This window comes from Streptomyces sp. NPDC050147 (assembly GCF_040660195.1).
Taxonomy (GTDB): Bacteria; Actinomycetota; Actinomycetes; order Streptomycetales; family Streptomycetaceae; genus Streptomyces.
Genome location: NZ_JBFALJ010000011.1, coordinates 136193 through 162559 on the forward strand (window position 1 = coordinate 136193; position 26367 = coordinate 162559).

A 26367-nucleotide genomic window follows, 5' to 3' on the forward strand; every position below is an offset into this window, starting at 1 on the left:
ACCGTTTCACCCCGGAAGATGCAGGGCACATCAGGTGTAAAGCAAACAGGCCGGCGGCGGCAAGAAAGGAGGGACGCCGAAGCGTCCCTTGCATATCTGGACAAGCGGCTGACACGGGCAGCCCGACCACGTGCGTTGACAGGCGGCACACAGACACACAGACCGAAGAGAGCGTGACGCGACCAAGCGTTACGCACGGTCGTGCGAGGGTGAGCGCCTTACTGAAGGTGGTGGTCAGGTGAGCGCAGGCTCCGCCTGGGGTACGTCGATGCTCTCCAGGAGCGATTCGTGAGAAGCGGCAGCCGCGAGCGCGTCGTTCTCGGCCTGGATCTTCACGAGCTCAGATTCCAGGTCCTGGACGCGTTGCTGGAGCCGTCGCATCTCGGCGAGAAGTCGCGGGTCGGAACCGCCGACGTAACCGAGAAGCGCCTTTGCCATGATGGATGGTCCTCCACAATGAGTGACCGACCGAAGCGGTGTGGGTCGTGAGGGAATCGCACCCGCGGTGCTTGGCACTCGTTGTTCGTGCTGGGTCTTACGGGCCGTTCTCACATGCCAAACAGCTAAGGTGCGCGGGGCTTTCAGAGTCTCACCAAAAAGTTTGACGGTCAACACGATCACGCCCCGTATTGGCGGGCAACCCGGGGGCCTGCGGCCGTGGAAACGGCGGCGCTGCCTCTGCTGCGGGGCCCTGAGGGCGTGTCGATCATCCTTCACCCGGGAGCCTGCCACGGCGGGGCGTTCTTGGCAACCACCAGGTGTTTTCTGCCCCGGGCAGTTGCCACGACCACACGGGAGCGGGTCCGCCCGACAGCTCTCCGTCAGCGAATCGCGAACGTGTCGTAGATGCCGCGCGGCGTGTCCCAGATCTCAGTGACACCGTCGACGCGGCCGGGAGTGTCGCCCTCACGCAGCCAGTCGAGCAGCCCCTGGGCGCCCTCGCGGGGTCCTTCGGCGACGACTTGCACACGGCCGTCCTCCAGATTGAGAGCAAAACCACTCAGGCCCCCGATCTCCAGAGCCTTGGCCCGCGTGAACCAGCGGAAACCCACGCCTTGTACCTGGCCACGCACCCAGGCCGTGACTCTGACTTCTTCGTTCATGGGTGCACGCTAACCGGCCAATTGCTCTCGGAGCACTTCGTCCCCATGCGCCATCGCGTACAGTCCCGACTCGATGAGCCTCACCCGTATGGGTGAGCCACGTTGACCGCTGAGGACGAGGAAGGCCAGGAGATGGGACGCCACCGACGCTCCGGCGCAGGGGCAGCCGCCACCGGCCGCGCCACCGGGGTCTCCGACACGTACGCGGGCGGGCACGCCGGCGTCCCGGAGTCCCGCCCCGCCACCGTGTCACACCGTCGCAGGGGCCGTGCCGCACCGGTGCGCACCGGCCTGCTCGGGGTCTCGGCAGCCGTGGCGATGGGTGCCGTGGCGGTCGCGTCCGGCCTGATCCCGGGCGCCGACAACTACTCCCTGGGCGGCGGTGGCGAATCGAACAAGGTGCGCGCCGCCACGACCCCGAGCGAGGTGACGCCCCAGGGTGGCGACACCGGCACCGTCGAGCGCGAGTCGGCCCCGCCGAGCCGCGGCTCCGGCCGCCCGGACGCCCCGGCCCCCTCCCCCTCGCAGTCCACGGAGAAGCCCTCGGCCGAGCCGTCGAAGAAGCCGTCGTCCAAGGCGCCCGCGCCCCAGGCCGACGACCGGGCCGACGACCGGGTCGACGAGAAGAAGACGACGCCCCCGAGCCCCTCGCGCACCCCTGCCGAGAAGCCGAAGGCCCCGCCGGCCACCGGCTCGAAGTCGCCGTCCGCCGAGAGCGTCGCCGAGGCGGATGTCCTCACCCTGGTCAACCAGGAGCGGGCCAAGGTGGGCTGCTCCCCCGTGCGCGGTGACGCCGCGCTGGCCTCGCTCGCCGGGAACTTCAGCGCCGACATGGCCGAGCGTGACTTCTTCGACCACACCGACCCGGACGGCGCGACCCCGTGGGACCGCGCCGACAAGGCCGGGATCTCGGACCTCGGCGGCGAGAACATCGCCCGGGGCCAGGCCAACGCCCAGTCCGTGATGGACGCCTGGATGAACAGCCCCGGCCACCGGGCCAACATCCTCAACTGCGACTACAAGACCCTGGGCGTCGGCGCGCACTTCGCGCCGGGCGGCCCGTGGTGGACGCAGGACTTCGGCTTCTAAGCTGCACTAACTCTCGGTTAGCGCCACCTGTGAGGTGGCGCTGCGCCGGAGTATGCTGGCCGTATGGACTCCACCGCTCAGGCCGACGACGCCCAGGACATGGCGTACGACGTGTTCTCCAGGCAGTGCCCCTCGCGCGGCACCCTGGAGCACGTCACCGGACGCTGGGGCGCCCTCACCCTGGGCGCGCTGCACGACGGTACGTTCCGTTTCAACGAACTGCGCCGCCGGGTCGACGGTGTGAGCGAGAAGATGCTGTCCCAGACGCTGCACGCGCTGGAACGCGACGGCCTGGTCCACCGCGACGCCCAGCCCACCAACCCGCCGCGCGTGGACTATCGGCTCACCCCGCTGGGACGGGAGATCACCGACCGTCTGATGGGCCTCATCCACTTCGTCGAGGGCAGGATGGACGGCGTACTCGAAGCGCGCGAGCGCTACGACAACCGGGCGACCGGCGGCCGCTGACAGCGCGGGCAGAAGTAGCTGGAGCGGTTCATCCAGGGACGCCTGCGCATCGCGGTACCGCAGCGACGGCACGGCTCGTCCTCACGTCCGTAGGCGTCGAGCGACCGCTCGAAGTACCCGGACTCGCCGTTCACGTTCACGTACAGGCTGTCGAAGCTCGTGCCGCCGACGGCAAGGGCGGCATTCATCACGTCCCTCACGTGGCCCAGGAGTTGAGCCGTGCGCGGACGCGTGAACGTGGCGGTGGGGCGTTCGTAGTGCAGCTTCGCCCGCCAAAGCGCCTCATCCGCGTAGATGTTGCCGACGCCGCTGATCAATGACTGGTCGAGCAGGGCGCGTTTGATCGTCGTACGACGGCGGCGCAGCGCGGTGTGGAAGGCCGCGTCGTCGAACTCCTCGTCCAGCGGGTCGCGTGCGATGTGCGCGATGACGTCCGGCAGTCCGTCCGGGGTGTTCGCGTGCAGCGAGAGTCCGCCGAAGGTCCGCTGGTCGACGAAGCGGAGCTCGGTGCCGAGCGCGTCGGCGAACCGCACGCGGATCCTCAAGTGCTTCTCGTCGGGCGCCTCTTGGGGCTGCACGAGCAGCTGTCCGCTCATGCCGAGGTGCGCGAGGATCGAGGTGCCGCTGTCCTCGACGGGCAGCCAGAGATACTTCCCGCGCCGCATCGCCGTACCGACCCGGTGGCCCTTGAGGCGGAGCCCGAAATCGTCGCCACCCGCGAGATGGCGCCGCACGGCGCGCGGGTGCAGCACCTCTACATCGGCGACGACGCGATGAGCCACCCACCGCTCAAGACCACGCCGGACGACTTCGACCTCGGGCAGCTCGGGCACGGGGATTCACTCCGGGGTAAACGGGTGGGTGGGCTGGAAAAATGCCGCGAAGCGGCGAAATGGCTGGTGCCGGCCGCCCGACAGGGCGACCGGCACCAGACAGTAAAGCGACACTCAGACCGACGGGGCTTCGGCGCCCCCGTCGACCTGCGCGGTAACGGTAGCGGCAGGGGGTGCCGCGGCGGCGATTTCCGCCGCCTTGATCCGCTCATCCGCGGCGGCACGAATCTCGCGCCACGCGGACTCCGCGGCCTGCTGCTCCGCTTCCTTCTTGCTGCGGCCGGTGCCGGTGCCGTACGAGACGCCTCCGACGCGGGCGGCAGCAGTAAAGGTCTTCTCGTGGTCGGGGCCGCTCTCCGTGACGAGGTACTCGGGAACGCCGAGGCTCTCGGTCGCGGTGAGCTCCTGGAGGCTGGTTTTCCAGTCCAGGCCCGCGCCCAGGTTCGAGGACTTCTCGATCAACGGGTCGAAGAGCCGGTGCACCAGCTCGCCCGCCGCGTCCAGACCCTGGTCCAGATAGACCGCGCCGATCACCGCTTCAAGGGTGTCGGCGAGGATGGATGCCTTGTCCCGGCCACCCGTACCCTCTTCGCCCCGGCCGAGCCGGATGAAGGAGCCGAGGTCGAGGCCACGACTGACCTCCGCCAACGCACGCGAATTGACCACCGCGGCCCGCAACTTGGCCAGCTGGCCTTCGGGCAGGTCGGGGTGGGTGCGATAGAGCGTGTCCGTGACGACGAGACCGAGCACCGAGTCCCCGAGGAACTCGAGCCGCTCATTCGTCGGCAGACCGCCGTTCTCGTACGCGTACGAACGGTGGGTCAGTGCACGCACCAGAAGGGCGGACTCGAGTTTGTACCCGAGCCGCCCTTCCAAAAGCGTGTGGGACGAGGCCGTGTTTTCCGCCTGCTTCTTGGCGTTTTCCGCCTTGGCGTCATCCGCCGTTTTGTGGCTAGACACGGTGCCTCTCACCAGCCGCTCAGACCTCGAGGACCTGGCGCTTGTTGTACGTGCCGCAGCTCGGGCACGCGATGTGCTGCAGCTTCGGCTCCTGGCAACGCTCACACGAAACCAGAGTGGGGACCGCAGCCTTCCACTGCGACCGGCGGTGGCGCGTGTTGCTGCGCGACATCTTCCGCTTCGGAACAGCCACGGCTACTTCTCCTGCTTCTCGTCGACGCCGGCTTCGGCGCCGCTCACGTCGTCCTTCTCGCCGTCCTGGATGGTCCCGGCGAGTTCCTGCAGTGCCGCCCAACGAATGTCGACGGCGTCATGGTGGTGCTCCGGGTCGTCCGCGAGCCGTGCTCCACACTGGGAACACAGGCCCGGACAGTCGTCCCGGCACACCGGCTGCATCGGCAGTGCGAGCACTACCGCGTCACGCAGCACGGGCTCGAGGTCGAACAAGCCGTCCTCGAGATAGAGCCTGTCCTCGTCGTCCTCGGCGTCGTCGGCCGGTTCCGCGGTGCGGCCCCGGTCGTCGGCGTCAGGGTACGAGAACATCTCCTGGAAGTCCGCTTCCACCTCAAGCTTCAGCGGCTCCAGACACCTTACGCACTCCCCCTCGGCCGACGCACGGGCGGTGCCTGTGACAAGCACCCCTTCCATGACCGACTCAAGACGGATCTCCAGCTCGACCGGTGCGCCTTCCGGCACCCCGATGACCCCTTCGATGCCGAAGACCGGCGAACCGGGGGCCTCGACGGAACGGGTCAGCCGCTGCAGCGCACCGGGACGCCGACCCAGCTCGTGCGTGTCGAACACGAGTGGGTTTCGGTGGTCAAGGCGAGCACTCAGGGCTTTTCCTGCTTTCGATCCTGGAAGTTCAAGGAGGGCCGCCCCCGTCATGAGCTTCGCTTAGCTTCGCTCATTGGCCGGGCAGCCTGGATCGCGGACGTACGCGCGACCGAAGAGCCAGGATACTGGACCTTTCGCTCTCGGCCCAATCCGGTCCCGGGCGGACCTCGGGCCGGGCGCTAGCGGCCCTGTTCGTACTGGCGCAGCTGCTCCGCCGTGATCATGCCGGTGTCGAAGAGACTGGTCTCGTCGAGCACTGCGGGGGCCTGGCGATGCTCCTGCTGCTCCGCGTACCCCTGCTGCTGGGCTTGGTCATACCCCTGCTGCTGGGCCTGGTCGTACCCCTGCTGCTGGTAGCCGTACGGATCCTGCTGTTGATAGCCGTACGGATCCTGCTGGGCGTACTGCTGCTGGTAGCCGTACTGGTCCTGCTGTTGGTACGCGTACGGGTCCGGCTCCTGCTGGGGCGGGGCGTACGGCTGCTGTGCGGGGATCTGCGGGGGCGCCTGGGGAGGCTCCGGGGCCGCGGGGGCCGCCGGGGCAGCCGCCGCGGGCGCCGTGGGGTCGGTGAGGCCGGCGAGGTACTCGGCGTCCGTGGTGTGCGCCTGGGAGGCGAGGCCCTCCGATAGGCCCGCGAGATCGTCGGCGGGCGCACGGCCGTGCAGGGTCTGACGGCCGCGGCCGACCGCCTCCAGGGTCTTGGCGAGGACCGCCTCGAAGGCGCCGAGCTTGGCGTCGACGTACGCGTCCGCGTCCCGGCGCAGCGTCTCGGGGTCGTGGCTGCGCTGCGGGGCGTCCTCGTCCTCGTAGCCCTGCTCGTCGAGGCCGGGGCCGGTGCCGAGGAGCTTCTCGCGGCCGCGGCCGACGGAGCCGAGCGTCTTGGTGAGGACGACCTCGAAGTTGGCCAGCTTGCTGTCCACGTAGTCGTCGGCCTCGGCGCGGACCTCTTCGGCGGTCTGCCTGGCCTCGGCGAGGATGCGTTCGGCCTCACCCTGGGAGCGGCGGGCGACCTCCGTGTCGGAGATCAGCGAACCGCGCTCGGCGTGCGCGGTCTCGATGATGCGGTCCGCCTCCTGGCGGGCCTGCTCCACGAGCTGCTCGCGGCCGCCGATGAGCTCCTGGGCCTGGGCGAGGGAGCCGGGCAGCGCCTGGCGCACCTCTTCGAGCATCGACAGCAGATCGGCACGGTTGACCACGCACGAGGCGGACATAGGCATGGACCGGGCACTGCCGACCGCGTCGACGATCTCGTCGATCTTCTTCTGCACGTCCACCGTGTGCTCGCCACTCTCTACAGCTGGTTGGAGACGGACGGCACGACTGTAAGGCCAGTCGGCGGCCGTCCGACACCGGGTGACGGACTGTCAGTGCGTCACTTCTTGCCGAGGCGATCGGTGAGCGCCTCGTGGACCACCGGCGGCAGCAGGTGGGCGACGTCACCGCCCCAGGCCGCGACCTCCTTGACCAGCGAGGAGGACAGGAAGCTGTAGGTGGGGTTGGTGGGGACGAAGAGGGTCTCGACGCCCGACAGGCCGTTGTTCATCTGGGCCATCTGGAGCTCGTAGTCGAAATCGCTGACCGCGCGCAGACCCTTGACGATGGCCGGGATGTCGCGCTGCTTGCAGAAGTCGACGAGCAGGCCGTGGAAGGACTCGACCTCCACGTTCCCGAAGTCGGCGGTCACCTCGCGGATCAGCTCGATCCGCTCGTCGACGGTGAACAGGCCCTTCTTCGACTGGTTGATCATCACCGCGACATGCACCACGTCGTACAGCCGGGAGGCGCGGGCGATGATGTCGAGGTGTCCATTGGTGATGGGGTCGAATGACCCCGGACAGACGGCGCGGCGCAACTGAAGTCCCTCGCTCTCCGGTCCGGTCATGGCGCGATCACTGGGTCGTCGCACGTAGAGGCGGCGCGACCGTACCAAAACGTGCCTTCGCCGTAGCGACGGGACCTCAGTGCTTCAAAGCCGTCGGGCCAGCCGAATTCTCCGCCTCTGGTACTGCGTTCAACGGTGACGAGCGCATCGTCCGTGAGCCAGCCCCCCGCGCGGAGTGTGAGCAGTATCTCGCGAAGATCGTCGTCGGTGACGACGTACGGAGGGTCGAGGAAGACCAGGTCGTACGGGGCCGTCGGGGCGCCGCCCTGGATGATCTGGGCTGCTTTGCCCGCCCTGACCTCGGCGCCGGGAAGGCCGATCGCCTTCACGTTCTCCCTGATGGTGCGCACCGCGCGGGCTTCGGTCTCGACGAGCAGGGCGTGGCCCGCGCCGCGCGAGAGCGCTTCGAGGCCGATGGCCCCTGATCCGGCGTACAGGTCGAGGACGCGCGCTCCGTCCAGCGTGCCCTGCAGGGCCTGCCAGGTGGAGAACAGGCCCTCGCGTGCGCGGTCGGTCGTGGGCCGTGTGCCGTTTCCTGGCGGGACGGCGAGGCGACGTCCGCCGGCCACACCGGCGATCACGCGGGTCATCTGAGTCCTTGTCGGTGAACGAAAAGTGCGGGGAGATCCGCCCTCAGTCTCTCAGCCTCTGTGCCGCTCCTGCCTGTCAGGCCTTGTGACCCCTGCTCACCCCTTGTCGAGGTACTGCTCGCGCTCGTCGTCCAGGAGGGCGTCCAGGGCGGTGCGCAGCTCGGGCAGATGCTCCAGCTCCGGGTCGTTCGAGACCACCGCCACGGCCTCCTCGCGGGCCTCGGCGATGATCTCCTCGTCCTCGATGACCGCGAGCATGCGCAGGCTGGAGCGGACACCGGACTGTGCCTGGCCCAGTACGTCGCCCTCGCGGCGCTGCTCCAGGTCGATCCGGGAGAGCTCGAAACCGTCGAGCGTGGCGGCCACCGCCGCCAGGCGGGCGCGGGCGGGGCTCGCCTCGGGCATGTCGGTGACCAGGAGGCAGAGGCCGGGGGCCGAGCCGCGGCCGACGCGGCCGCGCAGCTGGTGCAGCTGCGAGACGCCGAAGCGGTCCGCGTCCATGATCACCATGGCGGTGGCGTTCGGGACGTTCACCCCGACCTCGATGACCGTCGTCGCGACCAGGACCTGGGTCTCGCCCGCGGCGAAGCGGCGCATCACCGCGTCCTTGTCGTCGGGCTGCATGCGGCCGTGCAGGACCTCCACCTTGAGGCCGCTCAGCGGGCCGCTGGAGAGCTGCTCGGCGACCTCGATGACGGCGAGCGGGGGCCGCTTGTCGGCGGTGGCTTCCTCCTCGGCCTTCTTCTTGGCCTTCTTCGGGTCGGCGGCTTCGTCGACGTCGTCGCCGATCCGGGGACAGACCACGTACGACTGGTGGCCGTTCTCGACCTCCTCGCGCACGCGCTCCCACGCGCGCGCCAGGAAGTGGGGCTTGTCCTCGGCCGGGACGACATGGCTGGCGATCGGCGAACGGCCCGCGGGGAGCTGGTCGAGGACCGAGGTCTCCAGGTCGCCGAAGACGGTCATCGCGACCGTGCGCGGGATGGGCGTGGCCGTCATGACGAGGAGGTGCGGGGGCTGCTTGCCCTTGCCGCGCAGGGCGTCGCGCTGCTCGACCCCGAAGCGGTGCTGTTCGTCGACGACGACCAGGCCCAGGTCGTGGAACTGGACCTTGTCCTCGATCAGCGCGTGGGTGCCGATGACGATCCCGGCCTCGCCGGTGACCAGGTCGAGCAGGGCCTGGCGGCGGGCCGCCGTGCCCATGGAGCCGGTGAGCAGCGTGACCTTGGTGCCCTGGTCCGAGCCGCCGAGCATGCCGCCCTCGGCGAGCTCGCCCATCATCTCGGTGATCGAGCGGTGGTGCTGCTGGGCGAGGACTTCGGTGGGCGCGAGCATCGCGGCCTGCCCGCCCGCGTCGACGACGGCGAGCATGGCGCGCAAAGCCACCATCGTCTTACCGGAACCGACCTCACCCTGGAGGAGGCGGTGCATCGGGTGTTCGGTCGCCAGGTCGTCGAAGATCTCCTTGGAGACCTTCTCCTGGCCCTCGGTGAGTGTGAAGGGCAGCTTCGCGTCGAAGGCGTCGAGGAGGCCGCCATCGCGGGGGCGGCGGGGGGTCGCGGGGAGTTGCGCGTCCGCGTGCCTCCGGCGGGCCAGGGCGACCTGGAGGACGAAGGCCTCGTCCCACTTCAGGCGGTCGCGGGCGGAGGCGATGTCCGCCTTCGTGTGCGGGCGGTGGATCTTCAGGAGCGCTTCGGGGAGCGGGATCAGCTCCCGTCCCTCACGCAGGCTCGGCGGCAGCGGGTCGACGGCTTCCTGGGCGCTCGGCAGGACCGCGTCGACGGACTTGGCGATCTTCCAGGACTCCAGCTTGGCGGTGGCCGGATAGATCGGGATGAGGGCGCCGGCCCAGGAGTCGACCGCCTCGTCGGCGTTGTCCGGGTCGCCCTTCAGGAGTTCGTACGCCGGGTGGGCGAGCTGCATCTTGCGGTTGAAGACCGATGCCTTGCCCGCGAACATCGCGCGTGTGCCCGGCAGCAGGTCCTTGTGCGGCTTGTGGATGCCCCGGCCGAAGAAGACCAGCTGGAGCTGGCCGCTGCCGTCGGTGATCGTCACTTCGAGGCGCTGGCCCCTGCCGCCGTTGAACGTCAGGATGCGCGCCGTCGCGACCTGGGCGACCACCGTGACGTGCTCGTCCAGCGGGAGGTCGGCGAGGCGGGTGAGCTCGCCCCGCTCCGCGTACCTCCGCGGGTAGTGGTGCAGCAGGTCACCGACGGTGTGCAGGTCCAGGTGCTCGGCCATCACCTTCGCGGTGGCGGGACCGACCACTTTCTTCAGGGGTTCTTCGAGCGCGGGCACGAGATCCATTGCACACCACGCCACTGACAATTCGGCGTACGTCCCCGAAATCCGCAGGTGAGGGACGTCGCATGCGGGGTCACTCCACGCCGATCAGCAGCAGGGCCGACTGGCGTCCGCCGCGGTAGACCACCGTGTCGACCGCCAGATGGGCCTCGCGCACATGTTTCTCGAGGTTGTCGCCGAGGCTGTCCGGCACGTCGTCGCCGAGCACCAGCGTGACCATCTCGCCGCCCGCGGCCAGCATCCGGTCGAGTACGGACCGTGCGGTGCGCGTGGTGTCGTCGCCGATCAGCGCGACATCGCCGTCGATCAGGCCGAGGACGTCCCCGGCCTGGCAGATGCCCGCCATGGTCCAGGACTGCCGCTCGGCGACGGCAAGTTCGGCGTACCGCGTCGCGCCGGCCGCCGAGGTCATCGCGACGACGTCCTCGTCGAAGCGGCGGTCCGGTTCGTGCACGGCGAGCGCCGCGATGCCCTGGACCGCGGACCGGGTCGGGATCAGCGCGACCCGCACCCCTTCGGTGCGGGCCTGCTCGGCCGCGGCCGCGGCGGTGTGGCGCAGCTCGGCGTCGTTCGGCAGGAGAACGACCTCGCGCGCGTGGGCCCGCCGGATCGCTTCGACGAGTTCGCCGCTGGCGGGCGGCTCCCCGGGGCGGGTGGGCACGGTGGTCGCGCCGGCATCGGCGTAGAGCCCGGCGAGCCCCTCCCCCGGCACGACGGCGACGATCCCGCGCTGCACCCGCTCACGAGGCGGCTGTGCGGCGCCCGCGGTGTGCGCGTCGCCCACCCCGAAGTGGGTGATGCGGATGCGGTGGGGCCGCCCTGCCTCGACGCCCGCCTCGACGGCCGCACCCGCGTCGTCCACATGGACGTGGACGTTCCACAGGCCGTCACCGCCGACGACGACGAGCGAGTCCCCGAGCCCGTCAAGGCGCGTCCGCAGCCGGGCCACCGCCGTGTCGTCGGCCTCCAGGAGGTAGATCACCTCGAAGGCGGGGGCCGCCGCGTCGGCGAGGGCGTCCTGGCACTCGATGGTGCCGACGGCGTCCTGCTGGGCCTCCACGCGCGCGTGGCCGCCCGCCCCGGTATTCCTCGGCGACGAGGGCGCCCGGTCCAGCGTCCCGCCCGACAGGGCCCCCACGAGCGCCCCGAGCACCGCCACGAGCCCGCGCCCCCCGGCGTCCACCACCCCCGCACGCCCGAGCACCGCGAGCTGATCCGGTGTCGCGTCCAGCGCCCGGCAGGCGCCGTCGTACGCGGCCCGCGCCACCGCCCCGCAGTCGCCTTCACAGCCGGAGGCGGAGTCAGCGGCGGCGGCTGCCACCGTCAGGACCGTGCCCTCGACGGGGCGGGCCACCGCTTGGTAGGCCGACTCGGCGGCCCGGCGCAGCGCGAGCGCAAGAGCACGGCCGTCGGCCTGATCAGCGTCGCGGTCGGCGCCCAGGACCTGCGCCATTCCCCGCAGCAGCTGCGACAGGATCGTGCCCGAGTTCCCGCGAGCCCCGATGAGCGCTCCGTGCGCCATCGCGCGCGCGGCCTCGGCCAGTGTGGGACGGGCCGGCTCCAGGCCCGTGAAGGCGGCGTCGACCGCCTGGGACGCCGATTCCACGGTCAGATAGAGGTTGGTTCCGGTGTCCCCGTCCGCGACCGGATAGACGTTGATCGCGTCGATCTCCTCGCGGGCCCTTCCCAGGGCGTCCAGAGCGAGGCCGCACCAGGCGCGCACCGCGACGGCGTCGAGGTTCTGCGGCACCTGCTCGCCTCCTAAAGGCATCCGGAATGGACGCAGCGTAGACCGGGAAGGGCGGAGGCCCGGGGCGGGGTCGGGGCGGGGTCGGGGCGAGACATGGTAGTTTCGTTCTACCGAAGCAGTCGTTGTATGCTGCTCCGGTTGCCCGATACCCATCGGGACATTCCTCCTGGCAACGCCACCCACGATCATTGCACTGATCCCGGCATGCCGGGATTAACCGTAAGTGCATCTGAAGTCTTGGAGTGACCCGTGGCTGCCAACTGCGACGTCTGCGGCAAGGGGCCGAGCTTCGGCAACAACATCTCGCACTCTCACCGCCGTACGTCCCGTCGCTGGAACCCGAACATCCAGCGCGTTCGTGCCGTGGTCAGCGGGACGCCGAAGCGGCTCAACGCCTGCACCTCGTGCATCAAGGCCGGCAAGGTCTCGCGCTGACGCTTAGCGCGGCCACCTAGCTGGTTGCTGAAAGAGCCGGTCCCCCTCGGGGGACCGGCTCTTTCGTGTGCCGCACAGGTGACGCGCAGGTGACGCGCAGCACATCTGACGCGGCGCACAGGTACGCATACCTGCCAGTACTTACTCCAGTACTTACTGGCCTGCGCACCTGCCAGTACTTACTGCCCCCTGAACCGCCACCCGTGATCCACGGGCCCGATCCCGCCGCCGAGTGCGAACCCGGCCGCGATCGCCCCGGTCACGTACTCCTTCGCCGCCGCGACGGCCTCCGGCACCGGCAGGCCCTTGGCCAGGTGTGAGGCGATGGCGCTCGCGAGGGTGCAGCCCGTGCCGTGCGTGTGGCGGTTGTCGTGGCGGGGCGCGCGCAACCAGTGCTCCTCGGAGCCGTCGGTGAGCAGATCCACCGCGTCCCCCCGAAGGTGACCGCCCTTGATGAGCGCCCATCGCGGGCCGTACGCGAGGAGGGCGGCCGCGGCCCGCCGCATCCCGTCCTCCGACTCGACGTGGACGCCCGTGAGCTGTGCGACCTCGTCGAGGTTCGGGGTCGCCACGGTGGCGACGGGCAGCAGCTTCGTACGCACGGATTCGAGCGCCGAGGCGGCCAGGAGCGAGTCGCCGTGCTTGGAGACGCCCACCGGGTCGACGACCGAGGGGGCGTCCGTGCCCGCGATCAACTCGGCCACCTCTTCGACCAGTTCCGCCGACGCCAGCATGCCGGTCTTCACGGCCTGTACGCCGATGTCGTCGACGACGCTGCGGTACTGCGCGCGCACCGCCTGCACCGGCAGCTCCCAAGCGCCTTGCACGCCCAGGGAGTTCTGCGCGGTGACGGCGGTGATGACGCTCATGCCGTGGGTACCGAGCGCCAGCATCGTCTTCAGGTCGGCCTGGATGCCCGCGCCGCCGCCGGAGTCGGAGCCCGCGACGGTCAGGACGCGGGGCGGTGCGGCACTCACTCCATGTCCCCGTTGTCCCCGAAGTGGTCCCAGCCCTTGCTGGTCCAGGGCGCACCGTCCACCGTCACCTGGGGCAGGGCCGAGGGGTTGAGGACCTCGCCGATGACCTTCCAGCGGGCGGGCAGCTTCACGTCCGGGGGGAACGTCGCCACGATCGCGTGGTCCTCGCCGCCGTTGAGGACCCACTGCAGCGGGTCGACGCCGACGGCCTGGCCGATGTCGTTCATCTGGGAGGGCACGTCGACGTCTCCGGAGCGGATGTCGATGCGTACCTTGCTCGACTCGGCGATGTGGCCGAGGTCGGCGATGAGCCCGTCGCTCACGTCCGTCATCGAGGTGGCGCCGAGACCGGCGGCCGCGGGGCCCGCGTGATACGGCGGTTCGGGCCTGCGGTGGGCCTCCACAAAGGCGCGGGGCGAGCGGAAACCGCGCGAGAGCACCGCGTGCCCGGCGGCGGACCAGCCCAACCAGCCGGTGACGGCGACGACATCGCCGGGCTGAGCACCCGCACGGGTGACGGGCTCGTGGTTGCGCAGATCGCCCAGCGCGGTGATCGCGACGGTGATCGTGTCGCCCCGTACGACGTCTCCGCCCACGACCGCGGCTCCCGCGACCTGGCATTCGTCCCGCAGGCCGTCCATGAGCTCGGTGGGCCAGCTTGCGGGGAGTTCGGCGGGCACGACGAGGCCCAGCAGGAGCGCGGTCGGTACGGCGCCCATGGCGGCGATGTCCGCGAGGTTCTGCGCGGCGGCCTTGCGGCCCACGTCGTAGGCGGTCGACCAGTCGCGGCGGAAGTGCCGCCCCTCCAGGAGGATGTCGGTGCTCGCCACGACCCTGCGGTCGGGGGCCGACACGACGGCGGCGTCATCGCCCGGGCCGAGCCTGACGGCCGGGGTGGAGGTGAGCCGGGAGGTGAGTTCCCTGATGAGCCCGAACTCCCCCAACTCGCCGACGGTTCCCTTCACCGGGACTCACCATGCCCTTTCACGCTGCTCGGCTTGCGGTCGCGAGCCGTCACTGTCATAGGTACGGTCGATATGACCGTCAACTTCTGTTGCCCGTCCACCGCGATGTGCGCGCCACAGGTCCCCCGGGTCTCCCCGCGAGAAGCGGCGACGCGGTACCGTGGCGTCCCTTCTCCCCACATGATCCTCGTGGCCGCCCTGGAGGTTCCGTGGTACAGGCGTACATCCTGATCCAGACCGAGGTCGGCAAAGCGTCGACCGTCGCCGAGCTGATCGGCAAGATCCCAGGAGTGATCCAGGCCGAGGACGTGACCGGACCCTACGATGTCATCGTGCGCGCCCAGGCGGACACGGTCGACGCACTCGGCCGCATGGTGGTCGCCAAAGTCCAGCAAGTGGACGGCATCACCCGGACCCTGACCTGCCCCGTCGTGCACCTGTAGCCCCCGTCTACCCTTGGCCGGTGAAGATTTCCCGTCGCCGGCGTCGCTGCCTCGTCTCTGCTCCCGCCCTCGCACTGCTGATCGCGTCCGCGGGCTGCTCCTCAGCAGACGAAGCGGCGAAGGCTGCGGTTCCCAGCCCGGACAGCAAGGTCACCGAACTGTGCCGGAACCTGGACGAGCGGCTGCCGAAGAAGGTGGACGGTCTTGAGCGCGCTGATCCCGAGCCGAAGTCGGAGCTGACCGCCGGGTGGGGAGACCCGGCGATCATACTGCGCTGCGGTGTCGCCAGACCGACCAAGATGAACGACCCCGAGGCGGACGGCGTGACGGTGGACGGCGTCAACTGGCTGCTCGACGAGCAGGACGACGGGTCGTTCCGCTTCACCTCCACGCTGCGCAAGGCGTACGTGGAGATCACGCTGCCCAAGGAGCGTGTGGGGGACGGCGTGAGCCCGCTCACGGACTTCGCCGCCCCCGTCAAGAAGACCATCCCCAAGGGGATCGCCTAGAGCCCTCGCGACGCAGTGCCTTCTGACGCAGTGCCTTCTACGGAGGGTGCTAGCGCAGGCCCGTCGAGCGGTTGAGGGCCGCCTGGACGAGACGGTCCACCAGCTCGGGATAGCTGACGCCGCTCGCCTCCCACATCTGCGGGTACATCGAGATGGGCGTGAAGCCCGGCATCGTGTTGATCTCGTTGATCACGAACCCGTCCTCGGTGAGGAAGAAGTCCGCGCGCACCAGGCCCTCGCAGGACGTGGCCTCGAAGGCGTCGACCGCCAGCCGCTGGATCTCGGCGGTCTGCTCGGGCGTCAGCGGGGCGGGCACGATCCCGGGCGTCGAGTCGATGTACTTCGCCTCGAAGTCGTAGTAGTCGTGCGACTGCACCGGCGGGATCTCGGCGGGCACGCTCGCGCGCGGCCCGTCCTCGAACTCCAGGACACCGCACTCGATCTCACGGCCGCGCAGGAGCGACTCGACGAGGATCTTGGGGTCGTGGCGACGGGCCTCCTCGATCGCCTCGTCGAGGCCCTCGAAGGACTCGACCTTCGTGATGCCCATCGAAGAGCCCCCGCGCGCGGGCTTGATGAACAGCGGCCAGCCATGGTCGCCGGCGAACTCCGCGATCTTCTTGCGGGCGCCCTCCTGGTCGCGGTCCCACTCGCGCGGGCGGATCACCAGGTACGGGCCGACGGGCAGCCCGAAGGAGGTGAACACCCGCTTCATGTACTCCTTGTCCTGGCCGACGGCCGAGGCGAGCACTCCGGCGCCCACGTACGGCACTCCGGAGAGCTCCAGGAGTCCCTGGAGGGTGCCGTCCTCGCCGTAGGGGCCGTGCAGCATCGGGAAGACGACGTCGACCTCACCGAGCGCCTTGGGCACGGAGCCGGGCTCGCTGTAGACGACCTCGCGGTTGTTGGGGTCCAGGGGCATCACCACGCTCCCGTCGGCGGACTCGGCCAGCTCGGCGACGTTGGGCACCTGACGGTCGGTGATCGCCATGCGCTCGGGATCGTCGGCGGTCAGGGCCCAGCGGCCGTCCGTCGTGATGCCGATGGGCAGGACGTCGTACTTGGTGCGGTCGATGGCACGCAGCACGGCGCCCGCGGTGACGACCGAGATGCCGTGCTCCGAGCTGCGGCCGCCGAACACGACGGCCACACGCGGCTTGCGGAGCGGCAGCTCAGAGCTCTGCTCGGGGCGCGGCTCGGGGCTCTGGGGGAGGTTCTCGCTGCTCATATCGGCTTGAGGGTACCCGCTGGCCCCGGGGAGAGTCAGCGGCGCTCGGGCTTGGCGCTGCGTGACATCAGCTCCTTGAGGGCGACCACCGGGGGCGTTCCCTCGTGCACGATGCCCACGACCGTCTCGGTGATGGGCATGTCGACGCCGTGCCTGCGGGCCAGATCGAGCACCGACTCACAGGACTTGACGCCCTCGGCGGTCTGCTTGGTGACCGCGATGGTCTCCTCCAGCGTCATGCCCTTGCCGAGGTTCGTGCCGAAGGTGTGGTTGCGCGACAGCGGCGACGAGCAGGTGGCCACCAGGTCGCCCAGGCCCGCGAGTCCGGAGAACGTCAGCGGGTCCGCACCCATCGCCATGCCCAGGCGGGTGGTCTCGGCGAGCCCGCGCGTGATGAGCGAACCCTTCGTGTTGTCGCCGAGTCCCATGCCGTCCGCGATGCCGACGGCGAGACCGATGACGTTCTTCACGGCGCCGCCGAGTTCACAGCCGATGACGTCGGTGTTCGTGTACGGGCGGAAGTACGGGGTGTGGCAGGCGGTCTGGAGGCGTTGCGCGATCGATTCGTCGCGGCAGGCGACCACGGCGGCGGCGGGCTGCCTGGCGGCGATCTCGCGGGCGAGGTTGGGACCCGTGACGACGGCGACGCGGTCGGCGGCGACCTTCGTGACGTCCTCGATGACCTCGCTCATCCGCATCGCGGAGCCCAGTTCGACGCCCTTCATGAGGGAGACGAGCACGGTGTCGGGGGCGAGCAGCGGAGCCCACTCGGCGAGGTTGCCGCGCAGCGTCTGCGAGGGCACCGCGAGCACGGTGAAGTCGGCGCCGGCCGCGGCCTCGGCCGGGTCGGTGGTCGCCCTGAGGTTCTCCGGGAGATCGACACCGGGGAGGTAGTCCGGGTTGCTGTGCGAGGAGTTGACGGCGTCGGCGAGTTCGGCGCGGCGGCCCCACAGGGTGACGTCACACCCCGCGTCGGCGAGCACCATGCCGAAGGCAGTACCCCACGATCCCGTTCCGAAGACGGCGGCCCTCACCGGGTTCGTCACTTGCTGTCCTCCGTGGTGTTCTCAGGGATGGTCTCGGGGATGGCCTCAGGGACGGTTTCGGGGACGCCCGGACCGCTCGTGCCCATCGCCTTGCGGCGTTGCGCGAGCCGCGCCCTGCGCGGGTCGTACGGAACCGCGGGGGCCTTCTCCTGCCTGATCTCCTCCAGGAGTTCGGTGACTCCGGCCATGATCTCCTCGGTCACCTCCCGCAGGACATCGGGGGTGGGTTCCTTGTCGTAGAAGCGCGAGAGGTCGACCGGCTTGCCCGCGAGCACCTGGAGCTTCTTGCGCGGGAAGAGGCTGAGCTTCTTGCTGTACGGGGGAAGCGCGAGGTTGGCGCCCCACTGGGCGACGGGGATCACCGGGCACTTGGTCCGCAGGGCGACCCGCGCGGCACCGGACTTGGCCGTCATCGGCCACATCTCGGGGTCTCTGGTGAGGGTGCCCTCGGGGTAGAACGCCACGCACTCGCCGCGCTCGATCGCTTCGACCGCGGCACGGAAGGCGTCGAGCGCATTCGTGGTCTCGCGGTAGACCGGGATCTGGCCCGTGCCCTTCATGACCTTGCCGACGAAGCCGTCCTTGAAAAGGCCGTCCTTTGCCAGGAAGCGAGGCACTCGTCCGGTGTTGTACTGAAAATGCGCGTACGAGAGCGGATCGATATATGAGTTGTGATTCACCGCAGTGATGAATCCACCGTCGGCCGGAATGTGCTCCATTCCTCGCCAGTCCCGCTTGAACAGAACCACCAGCGGCGGTTTTGCGATGACCGCGGCCAGGCGGTACCAGAAGCCGATTCTGCGGCGGGACACTCGGACACCTTCCTCCATGAACCTGGTCGGCCGCACAAGTGTCGACCCAGGCTGCCTGTCTGTCGAGAACACCGTACGCCCGCCCCCGGAGCCCGGCCCCTGTAGTGCTCCGCCCAGCAGGTCACAATGGGCCCGACGCGAAGGACGGAGCCGCCACCCGTGCAGTGGACCCTGGTGATACCCCTGAAACCGCTGGAGCGCGCCAAGAGCAGGCTCACCGCCACCACGGGCGACACGCTGCGCCCCGGCCTCGCCCTTGCCTTCGCGCAGGACACCGTGGCCGCCGCGGTGGCCTGCCCGGCGGTACGGGATGTGGTGGTCGTCACGGACGACGGCCTCGCCGGGCGCGAGCTGGCGGCGCTGGGGGCCCGGATCGTCCGTGACGAGCCCGTGGGGGGCCTCAACGCGGCCCTGGCCCACGGAGCGGCGGCCGTGCGCGCCGGGCGGCCGGACGCGGCCGTCGCGGCGCTGAACGCCGATCTCCCCGCGCTGCGGCCCCTGGAATTGACCCGGGTACTGGACAGCGCGACCCGATTTCCGCGTTCTTTCCTTTCGGATGCCGCCGGAATCGGTACGACGCTGCTCGCCGCGGCTCCCGGCATGGAATTGCGTCCGGCATTCGGCGCGGCGTCGCGTTCCCGGCACGCCGGCTCCGGGGCGATGGAACTTCCACTCGACGACGTGGATTCCGTACGCCAGGACGTGGACACGGGCGATGACCTGCGGGCCGCGCTCGCGCTGGGCGTGGGACCGCGCACGGCGGCGGCTGCCGCGAGGCTTCTGATCGCGGACTGAGTACGCTTCCGCCATGCAGGCGACCGCGTACACATACGACTCCGAGACCCGCAGCGGCAGCGTGCTGCTCGACGACGGCACTCCGGTGCCCTTCGATCCCCCGGCGTTCGACGCGGGTGGTCTGCGGCTGCTCAGGCCCGGCCAGCGGGTGCGGATCGAGGTCGAGGGAGAGGGCGAGGGGCGCCGCATCACGTTGGTGACGCTGCAGACGTTCTAGGCCTTCTCCTAGGGTCCATGGGCTCCTGAGGCCCACACACTCCTGGGGCCCACACACTTCTGGGCCACACGCCGCGGGCCGGGCTCCCAGTTGGGAGCCCGGCCCGGCGCGTGAGTGCCCTCGTGCCTTACTTCTTGCGGGCGGTCGCCTTCTTGGCGGTGGTCTTGCGCGCCGTCGACTTCTTGGCGGGCGCGGTCTTCTTGGCGGTGGCCTTCTTGGTGGCCGGCGCGGTCTTCTTGGCGGTGGCCTTCTTGGCGGGGCTGGCCTTCTTGGCCGTCGCCTTGCTGGCCGTGGCCGCCTTCTTCGCCGTCGCCGTCGTCTTCTTGGCGGGGCTTGCCTTCTTGGCGGTGGACGCCTTCTTGGCCGTCGCCGTCGTCTTCTTGGCGGGGCTGGCCTTCTTGGCGGGGGTGGCCTTCTTCGCCGTCGCCTTCTTGGCGGTGGCCTTCTTGGCCGCGGCCTTCTTGACGGTCGCCGAAGCGCTGCCGCCCGAAAGGCTGCCCTTGGGCGCCTTCTTGACCGCGACGTCGTTCTTCGGGAGCTTCTTCGAGCCGCTCACCAGGTCCTTGAAGCCCTGACCGGCGCGGAAGCGCGGAACCGAGGTCTTCTTGACCCGAACGCGCTCCCCGGTCTGCGGGTTGCGGGCGTAACGGGCCGGACGGTCAACCTTCTCGAACGATCCGAACCCGGTGACCGAAACACGGTCTCCGCTGACCACGGCACGGACGACTGCGTCCAGAACCGCGTCCACGGCGTCGGCGGCCTGCTGACGGCCGCCCACCTTGTCGGCAATCGCTTCTACGAGCTGCGCCTTGTTCACGTCTTCCCCTTCGGAGACCTCGCCCGAGCGTATTCGCCAGGCTTTTTCGCACGTTAGGCAGATATATACCGCAAATCAAACACGAAACGGGCTAATCACCCTTGTGCCGCAACGAACTCGACTGTCCATGAGTTCCTCGAAGGTTCCTCGAAGGGCCGTTTGAGCCTTGCGGCTCAGGCGTCTTCGGGGAATCGGCCCTCTTCCGCTTCGTCGAGGGACGCCATCAATCGCTCCAGACGCCTTGCCGCATCGGCGAGATCGTGTTTGGCCGCGGCCGTAATGACCAGCAGCTTCCGGGTCAGCGCCATCCGTACGCCCTCCGGGACTTGCAGTGCACGCACCCTTGAGTGCGCTTCCTTCAGTTGGTCCGCAACAAGCCCGTAGAGCTCGAGTTGGCTGTCACGTTCCATGCACCGATTGTGCCATCTGGGGCGAGTTGTCGCCTCCGCAGGGGGTAACTACCCACATCCGGCGCCCTCCTGAGGGTACCCGGTCGGACGGAGTACAAGGGGATTTCAAGCCTCTTCTTCCGTCCGAATCACGGGAGTTGAGACCACCCGTTCAGGTCATCGGGCACCCTCCCGGGCCCGGACACAGATGTACCCCCAACCGTCCACGATTGGGGGTACACCAGGGTGTTGCGGGGTGTCAGACCTGCACCGTCCGCGGCTTGTGCGAGCGGCGCCCCGCCTCGTAGGCGGCGATGTCCGGCTCGTTCTGGAGCGTGATGCTGATGTCGTCCAGACCGTTCAGGAGACGCCAGCGGGCGTTCTCGTCGAGTTCGAAGTCGGCGGTGACGCCCTCGGCGCGGACTTGGCGATCCTGCAGGTCAACGGTGACCTCGGCCTGCGGATCGCGCTCCGTCAGCTCCCAGAGCGCGTCCACGACCTTCTGGTCGAGCACGACGGTGAGCAGGCCGTTCTTCAGCGAGTTGCCGCGGAAGATGTCGGCGAAGCGCGAGGAGATGACGGTCTTGAAGCCGAAGTTCTGCAGCGCCCACACGGCGTGCTCGCGCGAGGAGCCCGTACCGAAGTCGGGGCCGGCCACCAGGACCGTGGCGCCCTGGCGTTCGGGCTTGTTCAGGATGAACTCGCCGTCCTTGCGCCAGGCCTCGAAGAGCCCGTCCTCAAATCCGTCCCGGGTGACCTTCTTCAGCCAGTGGGCGGGGATGATCTGGTCGGTGTCGACGTTGCTGCGGCGCAGCGGAACGGCCCGGCCGGTGTGCGTGGTGAATGCTTCCATGGCTCTCAGACTCCGGCGGTGACAGGGGCGTCAGGGGCATCAGTCAGGTCGGCGGGCGAGGCCAGGTGGCCCGTCACCGCGGTGGCGGCGGCGACCTGGGGCGACACCAGGTGGGTGCGGCCGCCCTTGCCCTGCCTGCCCTCGAAGTTGCGGTTGGAGGTCGACGCCGAGCGCTCGCCGGGCGCCAGTTGGTCGGGGTTCATACCCAGGCACATCGAGCAGCCGGCGTGCCGCCATTCGGCGCCCGCGGCGAGGAAGACCTTGTCCAGACCCTCCGCGACGGCCTCCAGGGCGACCCGGACGGAGCCGGGGACGACCAGCATCCGTACGCCGTCGGCGACTTTGCGCCCCTCGACGATGGAGGCGGCCGCACGCAGGTCCTCGATGCGGCCGTTGGTGCACGAACCTACGAAGACGGTGTCGACCTTGATGTCGCGCAGCCGCTGTCCGGCGGTCAACCCCATGTACTCCAGGGCCTTTTCGGCGGCGTAGCGCTCCGACGCGTCTTCGTACGAAGCAGGGTCGGGGACCTGCGCGGAGAGCGGCGCGCCCTGGCCCGGGTTGGTGCCCCAGGTGACGAACGGCGCGAGCTTGGTGGCGTCGATGTAGACCTCGGCGTCGAAGACCGCGTCCTCGTCCGTCTTCAGGGTCTTCCAGTACGCGACCGCCGCGTCCCACTCCTCGCCCTTCGGGGCGTGGTCGCGGCCCTCGATGTAGTCGAAGGTGGTGGCGTCGGGGGCGATCATGCCCGCGCGGGCACCGGCCTCGATCGACATGTTGCAGATGGTCATGCGGGCTTCCATCGAGAGTTTCTCGATGGCGGAGCCTCGGTACTCCAGGACGTAGCCCTGGCCGCCGCCGGTGCCGATCTTGGCGATGATCGCGAGGATCAGGTCCTTGGCCGTGACGTCCTCGGGCAGTTCGCCGTCGACGGTGATGGCCATCGTCTTCGGCGGGGCCATCGGCAGCGTCTGGGTGGCCAGGACGTGCTCGACCTGGGAGGTGCCGATGCCGAACGCCAGCGCGCCGAAGGCACCGTGCGTGGAGGTGTGGGAGTCGCCGCAGACCACGGTGGTGCCGGGCTGGGTCAGGCCGAGCTGGGGGCCCACCACGTGGACGACGCCCTGCTCGACGTCGCCGAGCGAGTGCAGCCGCACGCCGAAATCGGCGCAGTTCTTGCGCAGCGTCTCCAACTGCGCCCGCGAGACGGGGTCCGCGATGGGCTTGTCGATGTCGAGGGTCGGGGTGTTGTGATCCTCGGTGGCGATGGTGAGGTCGAGACGCCGCACGGGGCGACCTGCCTGGCGAAGGCCGTCGAAGGCCTGCGGGCTCGTCACCTCGTGCAGCAGGTGCAGATCGATGAAGAGGAGGTCGGGCTCGCCTTCGGCGCGCCGGACGACATGGTCGTCCCAGACCTTCTCCGCGAGTGTCCTACCCATCGCTTTCCCTCCGACCGGCTGTGTTGGGCCGGCCCAACTAGAGAATTGTTCGTCCACGCCCGTACCCCTCGTGCCGCGCGTGGACCGCTTTCCGTTGGTCCGCGGATCGCACGTACAGGGTGACGTGTTCCATGGAAAATTGAACTTGCGTTTCACAGAGTGAGACGCGAGTATCGACGCATGGACAACTCTAGCGGCGTCGGCGTTCTCGACAAGGCGGCTCTCGTCTTGAGCGCCCTGGAGTCCGGTCCGGCCACCCTCGCGGGGTTGGTCGCGGCCACCGGACTCGCACGACCCACGGCACACCGTCTCGCCGTGGCACTGGAACACCACCGGATGGTGGCGCGCGACATGCAGGGCCGTTTCATTCTCGGCCCGCGGCTCGCGGAACTCGCGGCGGCGGCCGGCGAGGACCGCCTGCTCGCCACGGCGGGCCCGGTCCTCACGCACCTGCGTGACGTGACGGGCGAGAGCGCGCAGCTCTACCGCCGTCAGGGCGACATGCGCATCTGCGTCGCGGCGGCCGAGCGCCTCTCGGGCCTGCGGGACACGGTTCCGGTCGGCTCGACGCTCACCATGAAGGCGGGCTCCTCCGCCCAGATCCTGATGGCCTGGGAGGAGCCGGAGCGCCTGCACCGTGGCCTTCAGGGCGCCCGTTTCACGGCCACGGCCCTCTCGGGCGTACGGCGCCGGGGCTGGGCCCAGTCGATCGGCGAGCGGGAGCCGGGCGTCGCGTCCGTCTCCGCCCCCGTGCGCGGCCCCTCGAACCGCGTGGTCGCCGCCGTCTCGGTCTCCGGGCCGATCGAGCGCCTGACCCGTCACCCGGGGCGGATGCACGCGCAGGCCATCATCGACGCCGCGGGGCGTCTGTCCGAGGCCCTGCGCCGCACGGGCTGACCCGCACCACCCACAGTCAGCACACAGAACGCCCGAGGGGCCGCCTCAACGCCGCGGCTGCCCCTCGGGCGTTTTCACGCCTCGGCCCGGCCGGACTCAGACCGTCTTGAGCCGGTCGGCGGCCCTCTCCCCCCGGAGACCGACCGGCACCACGCCGACGGCCTTGCCCAGGCCGAACTCCGGCATGTTGATGTAGACCGCCTCATGAGCACCGGGCGGCACGACATACGTCTCGTGCCAGAAGCCGACCTTCCCCTTGCCCTCCCGCATCCGCCGGTTGAAGGCGGCCCAGGCCGGCCGGTGCTCCTTGCCCTGGTCGGACGCGTAGGCCAGGAGCTTCTCCGACGACTCCCAGTACTGGACGACGTACAGCACCCGCAAGCCACCGAACAGCAGCTGATGGCCGAGCATGCCGCTCCCCCGGTCCATGGACAGCTCCTTGAGCATCCGCGGCATCGCACGGAAGACGGGCCACCAGCTCCGCAGGGCACGGAAGTTGTTGATGCGCATCCCGATGGTGAAGACGGTGACGCCGCCCTGCGCGTCGGCGGTCATGCGCCCTTGGATCAGCTCGGTGCTCACGATGGTTCCCCCTTCAGAGAGCGTTGGATAGCTTCGCTATCCATGATTGGATAGTGCCACTCCCCAAGGGGATGCGCAAGAGAGAACCAAGAGGAGGAGCGAGCCGATGAGACTGGCGGAGCTCAGCACGCGCAGCGGGGTCTCGACGGCCACGATCAAGTACTACCTGCGCGAGGGCCTGCTCCCGCCGGGCCGCCGCGTGACGGCGACGCAGGCGGAGTACGACGAGAAGCACCTGCAGCGGCTGCGTCTCGTCCGGGCGCTCATCCAGGTGGGCCGGGTGCCGATCGCGTCCGCCCGGGAGGTGCTCACCGCCTTGGAGGACGACTCCCTGGACCGCAACTCCCGTCTGGGCACGGCGGTCTGGGCGCTCCCCCACGGCCCCGAGCCCGTCGCGGACGACCCGGCGACGGAGAAGGCGCGGGACACGGTGGACGCCCTGCTCGACCGGCTCGGCTGGCGGTCCAGCCAGGACCACGGGTCCCTGTCACCGGCGTACGGAATGCTCGTGACGGCGGTCGGGACGCTCGCCCGGCTCGGATACCCCTGCGCCGTCGAGGACTTGGCGCCGTACGCGCGCTCCGCCGGACAACTGGCCACATCCGACCTGGACTTGGTGGAGCGTCACGAGTCGCCCGACGAACAGCTGGAGGCGGCGGTCGCCCTGACCGTGCTGTACGAGCCGGTTCTGCTCAGCCTGCGCAGGCTCGCTCAGGCCGAGGAGTCCAACCGCCGTTACGGGCAAGAGGGTTGACCGGAGCAGGCACGAAGAGACGGACAAGATGCGGACATGGCGAAGGGGCCCTCCCTCACGGGAAGACCCCTTCTTCTGTACCCCCGACCGGATTCGAACCGGCGCTACCGCCTTGAGAGGGCGGCGTGCTAGGCCGCTACACAACGGGGGCTAGCTTGTCCTGCTGTACTGCGCTGGGCTACCAGGACTCGAACCTAGAACAACGGAACCAGAAACCGTCGTGTTGCCAATTACACCATAGCCCACTGTGGTCTAGACCAGCCAGACCCTGCGTACCCCCGACCGGATTCGAACCGGCGCTACCGCCTTGAGAGGGCGGCGTGCTAGGCCGCTACACAACGGGGGCCCTAGCGATCCTGCATCGGCTGCAGTGGGTGCGACCCGGACTGCTTCCATGGGAAGGATCTGTACCCCCGACCGGATTCGAACCGGCGCTACCGCCTTGAGAGGGCGGCGTGCTAGGCCGCTACACAACGGGGGCGTTGCAGATAAGCTCTGCGAGCTGGCCTACCAGGACTCGAACCTAGACTAACGGAACCAGAAACCGTCGTGCTGCCAATTACACCATAGGCCATCGATACGCAACCCCTTGCGGGAGTTTTGCTCGACTTGCGCTTCCTGATCGGACCTTTCGGCCTTCTCGGGCGGCGCAGGAAGAACATTACCCGATGGTGGACGGCGCTCCAAAACGGGTATCGGCGCGGAGCAGCGGCGGCAGCTCGGTGAGACGCGTGATCCGATGCACGCCCGACGGGCCTTCGTGGGCCGTGCTGTTGCGGTCGAGCCAGATCCCGAGGAGACCCGCGTCCCGGGCGCCCCGTGCGTCGATCTCCGGCTGGTCCCCCACGTAGGCCACTTCCCCGGGCGCGAGACCCATCGCCGTGCACACCGCGAGGAAGGCCTCCGCCGCGGGCTTGGAGACGCCCAGTTCAGCGGCGCACAGGACGGACTCGAAGCGGTCGCGCACGCCGAGGACACGCAACTTGCGGTCCTGGACGATCAGCGCGGAGTTGGAGAGGACCGCGTGGCGGTAGTCGTCGGCGAGGGCGTCCAGGACGGGGACGGTGTCGGGGAAGAGGGTCCAGGCGGATTCGTAGTGCGTGAGGTATCGCTCGAACCAGGCGTCCGCCTCCTGGTCGCTCAGGACGGCACCCAGGAAGTCGCGTACGCGGTCGCGGCGCTGCGCCTCGAACTCGATCCCTCCGGCACTGAAACGCGCCCAGTGGCGCTCGGTGACCTCTTTCCACAGGGCGAGGGCGCGCTCCGCGGTTTCGTACCGCTCGATGATGCCCTCGGCGGTGAGATGCGCGTGCATGCCGGTGGTGTCGGCGTACGCGTAATCGAAGATCGTGTCGTCGATGTCCCAGACCACGGCTTTGATGGGCATGGGCTC

At 69.5% G+C, this 26367-nt stretch carries 31 protein-coding genes and 5 tRNA genes; 9 read left to right on the plus strand and 27 right to left on the minus strand.

What is annotated here, in order from left to right; all coding sequences use genetic code 11:
• Positions 1-234 precede the first annotated feature (234 nt).
• Together AB0I94_RS18875 and AB0I94_RS18880 are read right to left on the minus strand one after the other, a co-directional pair.
• Positions 235-438 carry a hypothetical protein gene (locus AB0I94_RS18875; RefSeq protein WP_135333243.1) on the minus strand — a complete coding sequence of 68 codons (204 nt, stop codon included), beginning with the start codon at positions 436-438 and terminating at the stop codon, positions 235-237.
• Between the two features lie 383 nt (positions 439-821).
• On the minus strand, positions 822-1103 hold the full coding sequence (locus AB0I94_RS18880) for an acylphosphatase (RefSeq protein ID WP_363310693.1): 282 nt from the start codon (positions 1101-1103) through the stop codon (positions 822-824).
• Between the two features lie 132 nt (positions 1104-1235).
• Between AB0I94_RS18880 and AB0I94_RS18885 the strand changes: the two genes are divergently transcribed.
• Positions 1236-2192 carry a CAP domain-containing protein gene (locus AB0I94_RS18885; RefSeq protein WP_363310694.1) on the plus strand — a complete coding sequence of 319 codons (957 nt, stop codon included), beginning with the start codon at positions 1236-1238 and terminating at the stop codon, positions 2190-2192.
• 63 nt (positions 2193-2255) lie between these two features.
• Positions 2256-2660: a helix-turn-helix domain-containing protein gene (locus tag AB0I94_RS18890; protein WP_363310695.1), complete on the plus strand. Its 405-nt coding sequence runs from the start codon at positions 2256-2258 to the stop codon at positions 2658-2660.
• Here the strand turns inward: AB0I94_RS18890 and mutM are convergent.
• From mutM to AB0I94_RS18935, 9 genes are all read right to left on the minus strand, one after another.
• Positions 2630-3493: a bifunctional DNA-formamidopyrimidine glycosylase/DNA-(apurinic or apyrimidinic site) lyase gene (mutM, locus tag AB0I94_RS18895; RefSeq protein ID WP_363310696.1), complete on the minus strand. Its 864-nt coding sequence runs from the start codon at positions 3491-3493 to the stop codon at positions 2630-2632. The two genes, AB0I94_RS18890 and mutM, sit on opposite strands and share 31 nt — an antisense overlap.
• 114 nt (positions 3494-3607) lie before the next feature.
• Complete coding sequence (gene rnc, locus AB0I94_RS18900; RefSeq protein WP_363310697.1) at positions 3608-4465, minus strand: ribonuclease III; 858 nt, start codon at positions 4463-4465, stop codon at positions 3608-3610.
• Positions 4466-4472: 7 nt separating this feature from the next.
• On the minus strand, positions 4473-4646 hold the full coding sequence (rpmF, locus tag AB0I94_RS18905; RefSeq protein WP_003965982.1) for a 50S ribosomal protein L32: 174 nt from the start codon (positions 4644-4646) through the stop codon (positions 4473-4475).
• 2 nt (positions 4647-4648) lie between these two features.
• Positions 4649-5341 (minus strand): DUF177 domain-containing protein, encoded by a 693-nt coding sequence (locus AB0I94_RS18910; RefSeq protein ID WP_363310698.1) that lies wholly within the window; start codon positions 5339-5341, stop codon positions 4649-4651.
• A gap of 128 nt (positions 5342-5469) precedes the next feature.
• A complete protein-coding gene (locus AB0I94_RS18915) occupies positions 5470-6564 on the minus strand; it encodes a cell division initiation protein (RefSeq protein ID WP_363310699.1) in 1095 nt (364 codons plus the stop codon).
• Positions 6565-6662: 98 nt separating this feature from the next.
• Entirely contained in the window at positions 6663-7142 is a 480-nt protein-coding gene (coaD, locus tag AB0I94_RS18920) for a pantetheine-phosphate adenylyltransferase (RefSeq protein WP_363310794.1), read from the minus strand.
• A 26-nt stretch (positions 7143-7168) separates the two neighbouring features.
• Entirely contained in the window at positions 7169-7762 is a 594-nt protein-coding gene (rsmD, locus tag AB0I94_RS18925; RefSeq protein WP_363310700.1) for a 16S rRNA (guanine(966)-N(2))-methyltransferase RsmD, read from the minus strand.
• Between the two features lie 96 nt (positions 7763-7858).
• Entirely contained in the window at positions 7859-10069 is a 2211-nt protein-coding gene (gene recG / locus AB0I94_RS18930) for an ATP-dependent DNA helicase RecG (protein WP_363310701.1), read from the minus strand.
• Positions 10070-10139: 70 nt separating this feature from the next.
• The gene (locus tag AB0I94_RS18935) at positions 10140-11837 is read right to left on the minus strand and encodes a DAK2 domain-containing protein (RefSeq protein WP_363310702.1); all 1698 of its coding nucleotides are present in this window, start codon (positions 11835-11837) and stop codon (positions 10140-10142) included.
• A gap of 228 nt (positions 11838-12065) precedes the next feature.
• Between AB0I94_RS18935 and rpmB the strand changes: the two genes are divergently transcribed.
• A complete protein-coding gene (gene rpmB / locus AB0I94_RS18940; RefSeq protein WP_160507429.1) occupies positions 12066-12251 on the plus strand; it encodes a 50S ribosomal protein L28 in 186 nt (61 codons plus the stop codon).
• Positions 12252-12430: 179 nt separating this feature from the next.
• On the opposite strand, the gene thiD is transcribed toward rpmB, so the two are convergent.
• Both thiD and AB0I94_RS18950 read right to left on the minus strand, forming a co-directional pair.
• Complete coding sequence (gene thiD / locus AB0I94_RS18945) at positions 12431-13228, minus strand: bifunctional hydroxymethylpyrimidine kinase/phosphomethylpyrimidine kinase (protein ID WP_363310703.1); 798 nt, start codon at positions 13226-13228, stop codon at positions 12431-12433.
• The gene (locus AB0I94_RS18950) at positions 13225-14193 is read right to left on the minus strand and encodes a thiamine-phosphate kinase (protein WP_160507427.1); all 969 of its coding nucleotides are present in this window, start codon (positions 14191-14193) and stop codon (positions 13225-13227) included. Before AB0I94_RS18950 ends, thiD begins: the two co-directional genes overlap by 4 nt.
• A gap of 209 nt (positions 14194-14402) precedes the next feature.
• On the opposite strand from AB0I94_RS18950, the gene AB0I94_RS18955 reads away from it, so the two are divergent.
• Both AB0I94_RS18955 and AB0I94_RS18960 read left to right on the plus strand, forming a co-directional pair.
• Positions 14403-14636: an Lrp/AsnC ligand binding domain-containing protein gene (locus AB0I94_RS18955; protein WP_030787487.1), complete on the plus strand. Its 234-nt coding sequence runs from the start codon at positions 14403-14405 to the stop codon at positions 14634-14636.
• 26 nt (positions 14637-14662) lie between these two features.
• Positions 14663-15145: a DUF3515 domain-containing protein gene (locus AB0I94_RS18960; protein WP_363310795.1), complete on the plus strand. Its 483-nt coding sequence runs from the start codon at positions 14663-14665 to the stop codon at positions 15143-15145.
• Positions 15146-15194: 49 nt separating this feature from the next.
• On the opposite strand, the gene AB0I94_RS18965 is transcribed toward AB0I94_RS18960, so the two are convergent.
• The 3 genes from AB0I94_RS18965 to AB0I94_RS18975 are packed head-to-tail and all read right to left on the minus strand — an operon-like array spanning position 15195 to position 18231.
• Positions 15195-16373 (minus strand): D-alanine--D-alanine ligase family protein, encoded by a 1179-nt coding sequence (locus tag AB0I94_RS18965; RefSeq protein WP_363310704.1) that lies wholly within the window; start codon positions 16371-16373, stop codon positions 15195-15197.
• A 35-nt stretch (positions 16374-16408) separates the two neighbouring features.
• Positions 16409-17419, minus strand: coding sequence for an NAD(P)H-dependent glycerol-3-phosphate dehydrogenase (locus AB0I94_RS18970; RefSeq protein ID WP_363310706.1), 1011 nt, complete (start codon positions 17417-17419; stop codon positions 16409-16411).
• Positions 17416-18231 carry a lysophospholipid acyltransferase family protein gene (locus tag AB0I94_RS18975; protein WP_363310708.1) on the minus strand — a complete coding sequence of 272 codons (816 nt, stop codon included), beginning with the start codon at positions 18229-18231 and terminating at the stop codon, positions 17416-17418. The genes AB0I94_RS18970 and AB0I94_RS18975 overlap by 4 nt, the downstream gene beginning before the upstream one ends.
• 159 nt (positions 18232-18390) lie before the next feature.
• Between AB0I94_RS18975 and cofC the strand changes: the two genes are divergently transcribed.
• Positions 18391-19026 (plus strand): 2-phospho-L-lactate guanylyltransferase, encoded by a 636-nt coding sequence (cofC, locus tag AB0I94_RS18980; protein WP_363310709.1) that lies wholly within the window; start codon positions 18391-18393, stop codon positions 19024-19026.
• Between the two features lie 13 nt (positions 19027-19039).
• Complete coding sequence (locus tag AB0I94_RS18985; RefSeq protein WP_160507421.1) at positions 19040-19243, plus strand: hypothetical protein; 204 nt, start codon at positions 19040-19042, stop codon at positions 19241-19243.
• A 127-nt stretch (positions 19244-19370) separates the two neighbouring features.
• On the opposite strand, the gene AB0I94_RS18990 is transcribed toward AB0I94_RS18985, so the two are convergent.
• The 4 genes from AB0I94_RS18990 to leuC form a co-directional block, all read right to left on the minus strand.
• Positions 19371-20060 (minus strand): HU family DNA-binding protein, encoded by a 690-nt coding sequence (locus tag AB0I94_RS18990; protein WP_363310711.1) that lies wholly within the window; start codon positions 20058-20060, stop codon positions 19371-19373.
• A 173-nt stretch (positions 20061-20233) separates the two neighbouring features.
• The gene (locus tag AB0I94_RS18995; RefSeq protein ID WP_363212500.1) at positions 20234-20470 is read right to left on the minus strand and encodes a hypothetical protein; all 237 of its coding nucleotides are present in this window, start codon (positions 20468-20470) and stop codon (positions 20234-20236) included.
• A 238-nt stretch (positions 20471-20708) separates the two neighbouring features.
• A complete protein-coding gene (gene leuD, locus AB0I94_RS19000) occupies positions 20709-21302 on the minus strand; it encodes a 3-isopropylmalate dehydratase small subunit (RefSeq protein WP_363310712.1) in 594 nt (197 codons plus the stop codon).
• A gap of 5 nt (positions 21303-21307) precedes the next feature.
• Positions 21308-22741, minus strand: coding sequence for a 3-isopropylmalate dehydratase large subunit (gene leuC / locus AB0I94_RS19005; protein WP_363310713.1), 1434 nt, complete (start codon positions 22739-22741; stop codon positions 21308-21310).
• A gap of 180 nt (positions 22742-22921) precedes the next feature.
• Between leuC and ndgR the strand changes: the two genes are divergently transcribed.
• Entirely contained in the window at positions 22922-23638 is a 717-nt protein-coding gene (gene ndgR, locus AB0I94_RS19010) for an IclR family transcriptional regulator NdgR (RefSeq protein WP_053137572.1), read from the plus strand.
• Positions 23639-23734: 96 nt separating this feature from the next.
• On the opposite strand, the gene AB0I94_RS19015 is transcribed toward ndgR, so the two are convergent.
• Positions 23735-24193 carry a DUF4188 domain-containing protein gene (locus AB0I94_RS19015; RefSeq protein WP_363310796.1) on the minus strand — a complete coding sequence of 153 codons (459 nt, stop codon included), beginning with the start codon at positions 24191-24193 and terminating at the stop codon, positions 23735-23737.
• Between the two features lie 133 nt (positions 24194-24326).
• Here AB0I94_RS19015 and AB0I94_RS19020 point away from each other — a divergent pair, with 133 nt between their 5' ends.
• Positions 24327-24974, plus strand: coding sequence for a MerR family transcriptional regulator (locus tag AB0I94_RS19020; RefSeq protein WP_363310714.1), 648 nt, complete (start codon positions 24327-24329; stop codon positions 24972-24974).
• Positions 24975-25052: 78 nt separating this feature from the next.
• On the opposite strand, the gene AB0I94_RS19025 is transcribed toward AB0I94_RS19020, so the two are convergent.
• From AB0I94_RS19025 to AB0I94_RS19050, 6 genes are all read right to left on the minus strand, one after another.
• A tRNA-Glu gene (locus tag AB0I94_RS19025) sits at positions 25053-25125 on the minus strand.
• Positions 25126-25147: 22 nt separating this feature from the next.
• Positions 25148-25219 (minus strand) — tRNA-Gln (locus AB0I94_RS19030).
• Between the two features lie 28 nt (positions 25220-25247).
• A tRNA-Glu gene (locus AB0I94_RS19035) sits at positions 25248-25320 on the minus strand.
• Between the two features lie 62 nt (positions 25321-25382).
• Positions 25383-25455, minus strand: a tRNA-Glu gene (locus AB0I94_RS19040).
• Positions 25456-25476: 21 nt separating this feature from the next.
• Positions 25477-25548 (minus strand) — tRNA-Gln (locus tag AB0I94_RS19045).
• 87 nt (positions 25549-25635) lie between these two features.
• Positions 25636-26361, minus strand: a complete 726-nt coding sequence (locus AB0I94_RS19050) for an HAD family hydrolase (RefSeq protein WP_363310715.1) — start codon at positions 26359-26361, stop codon at positions 25636-25638.
• Positions 26362-26367 lie beyond the last annotated feature (6 nt).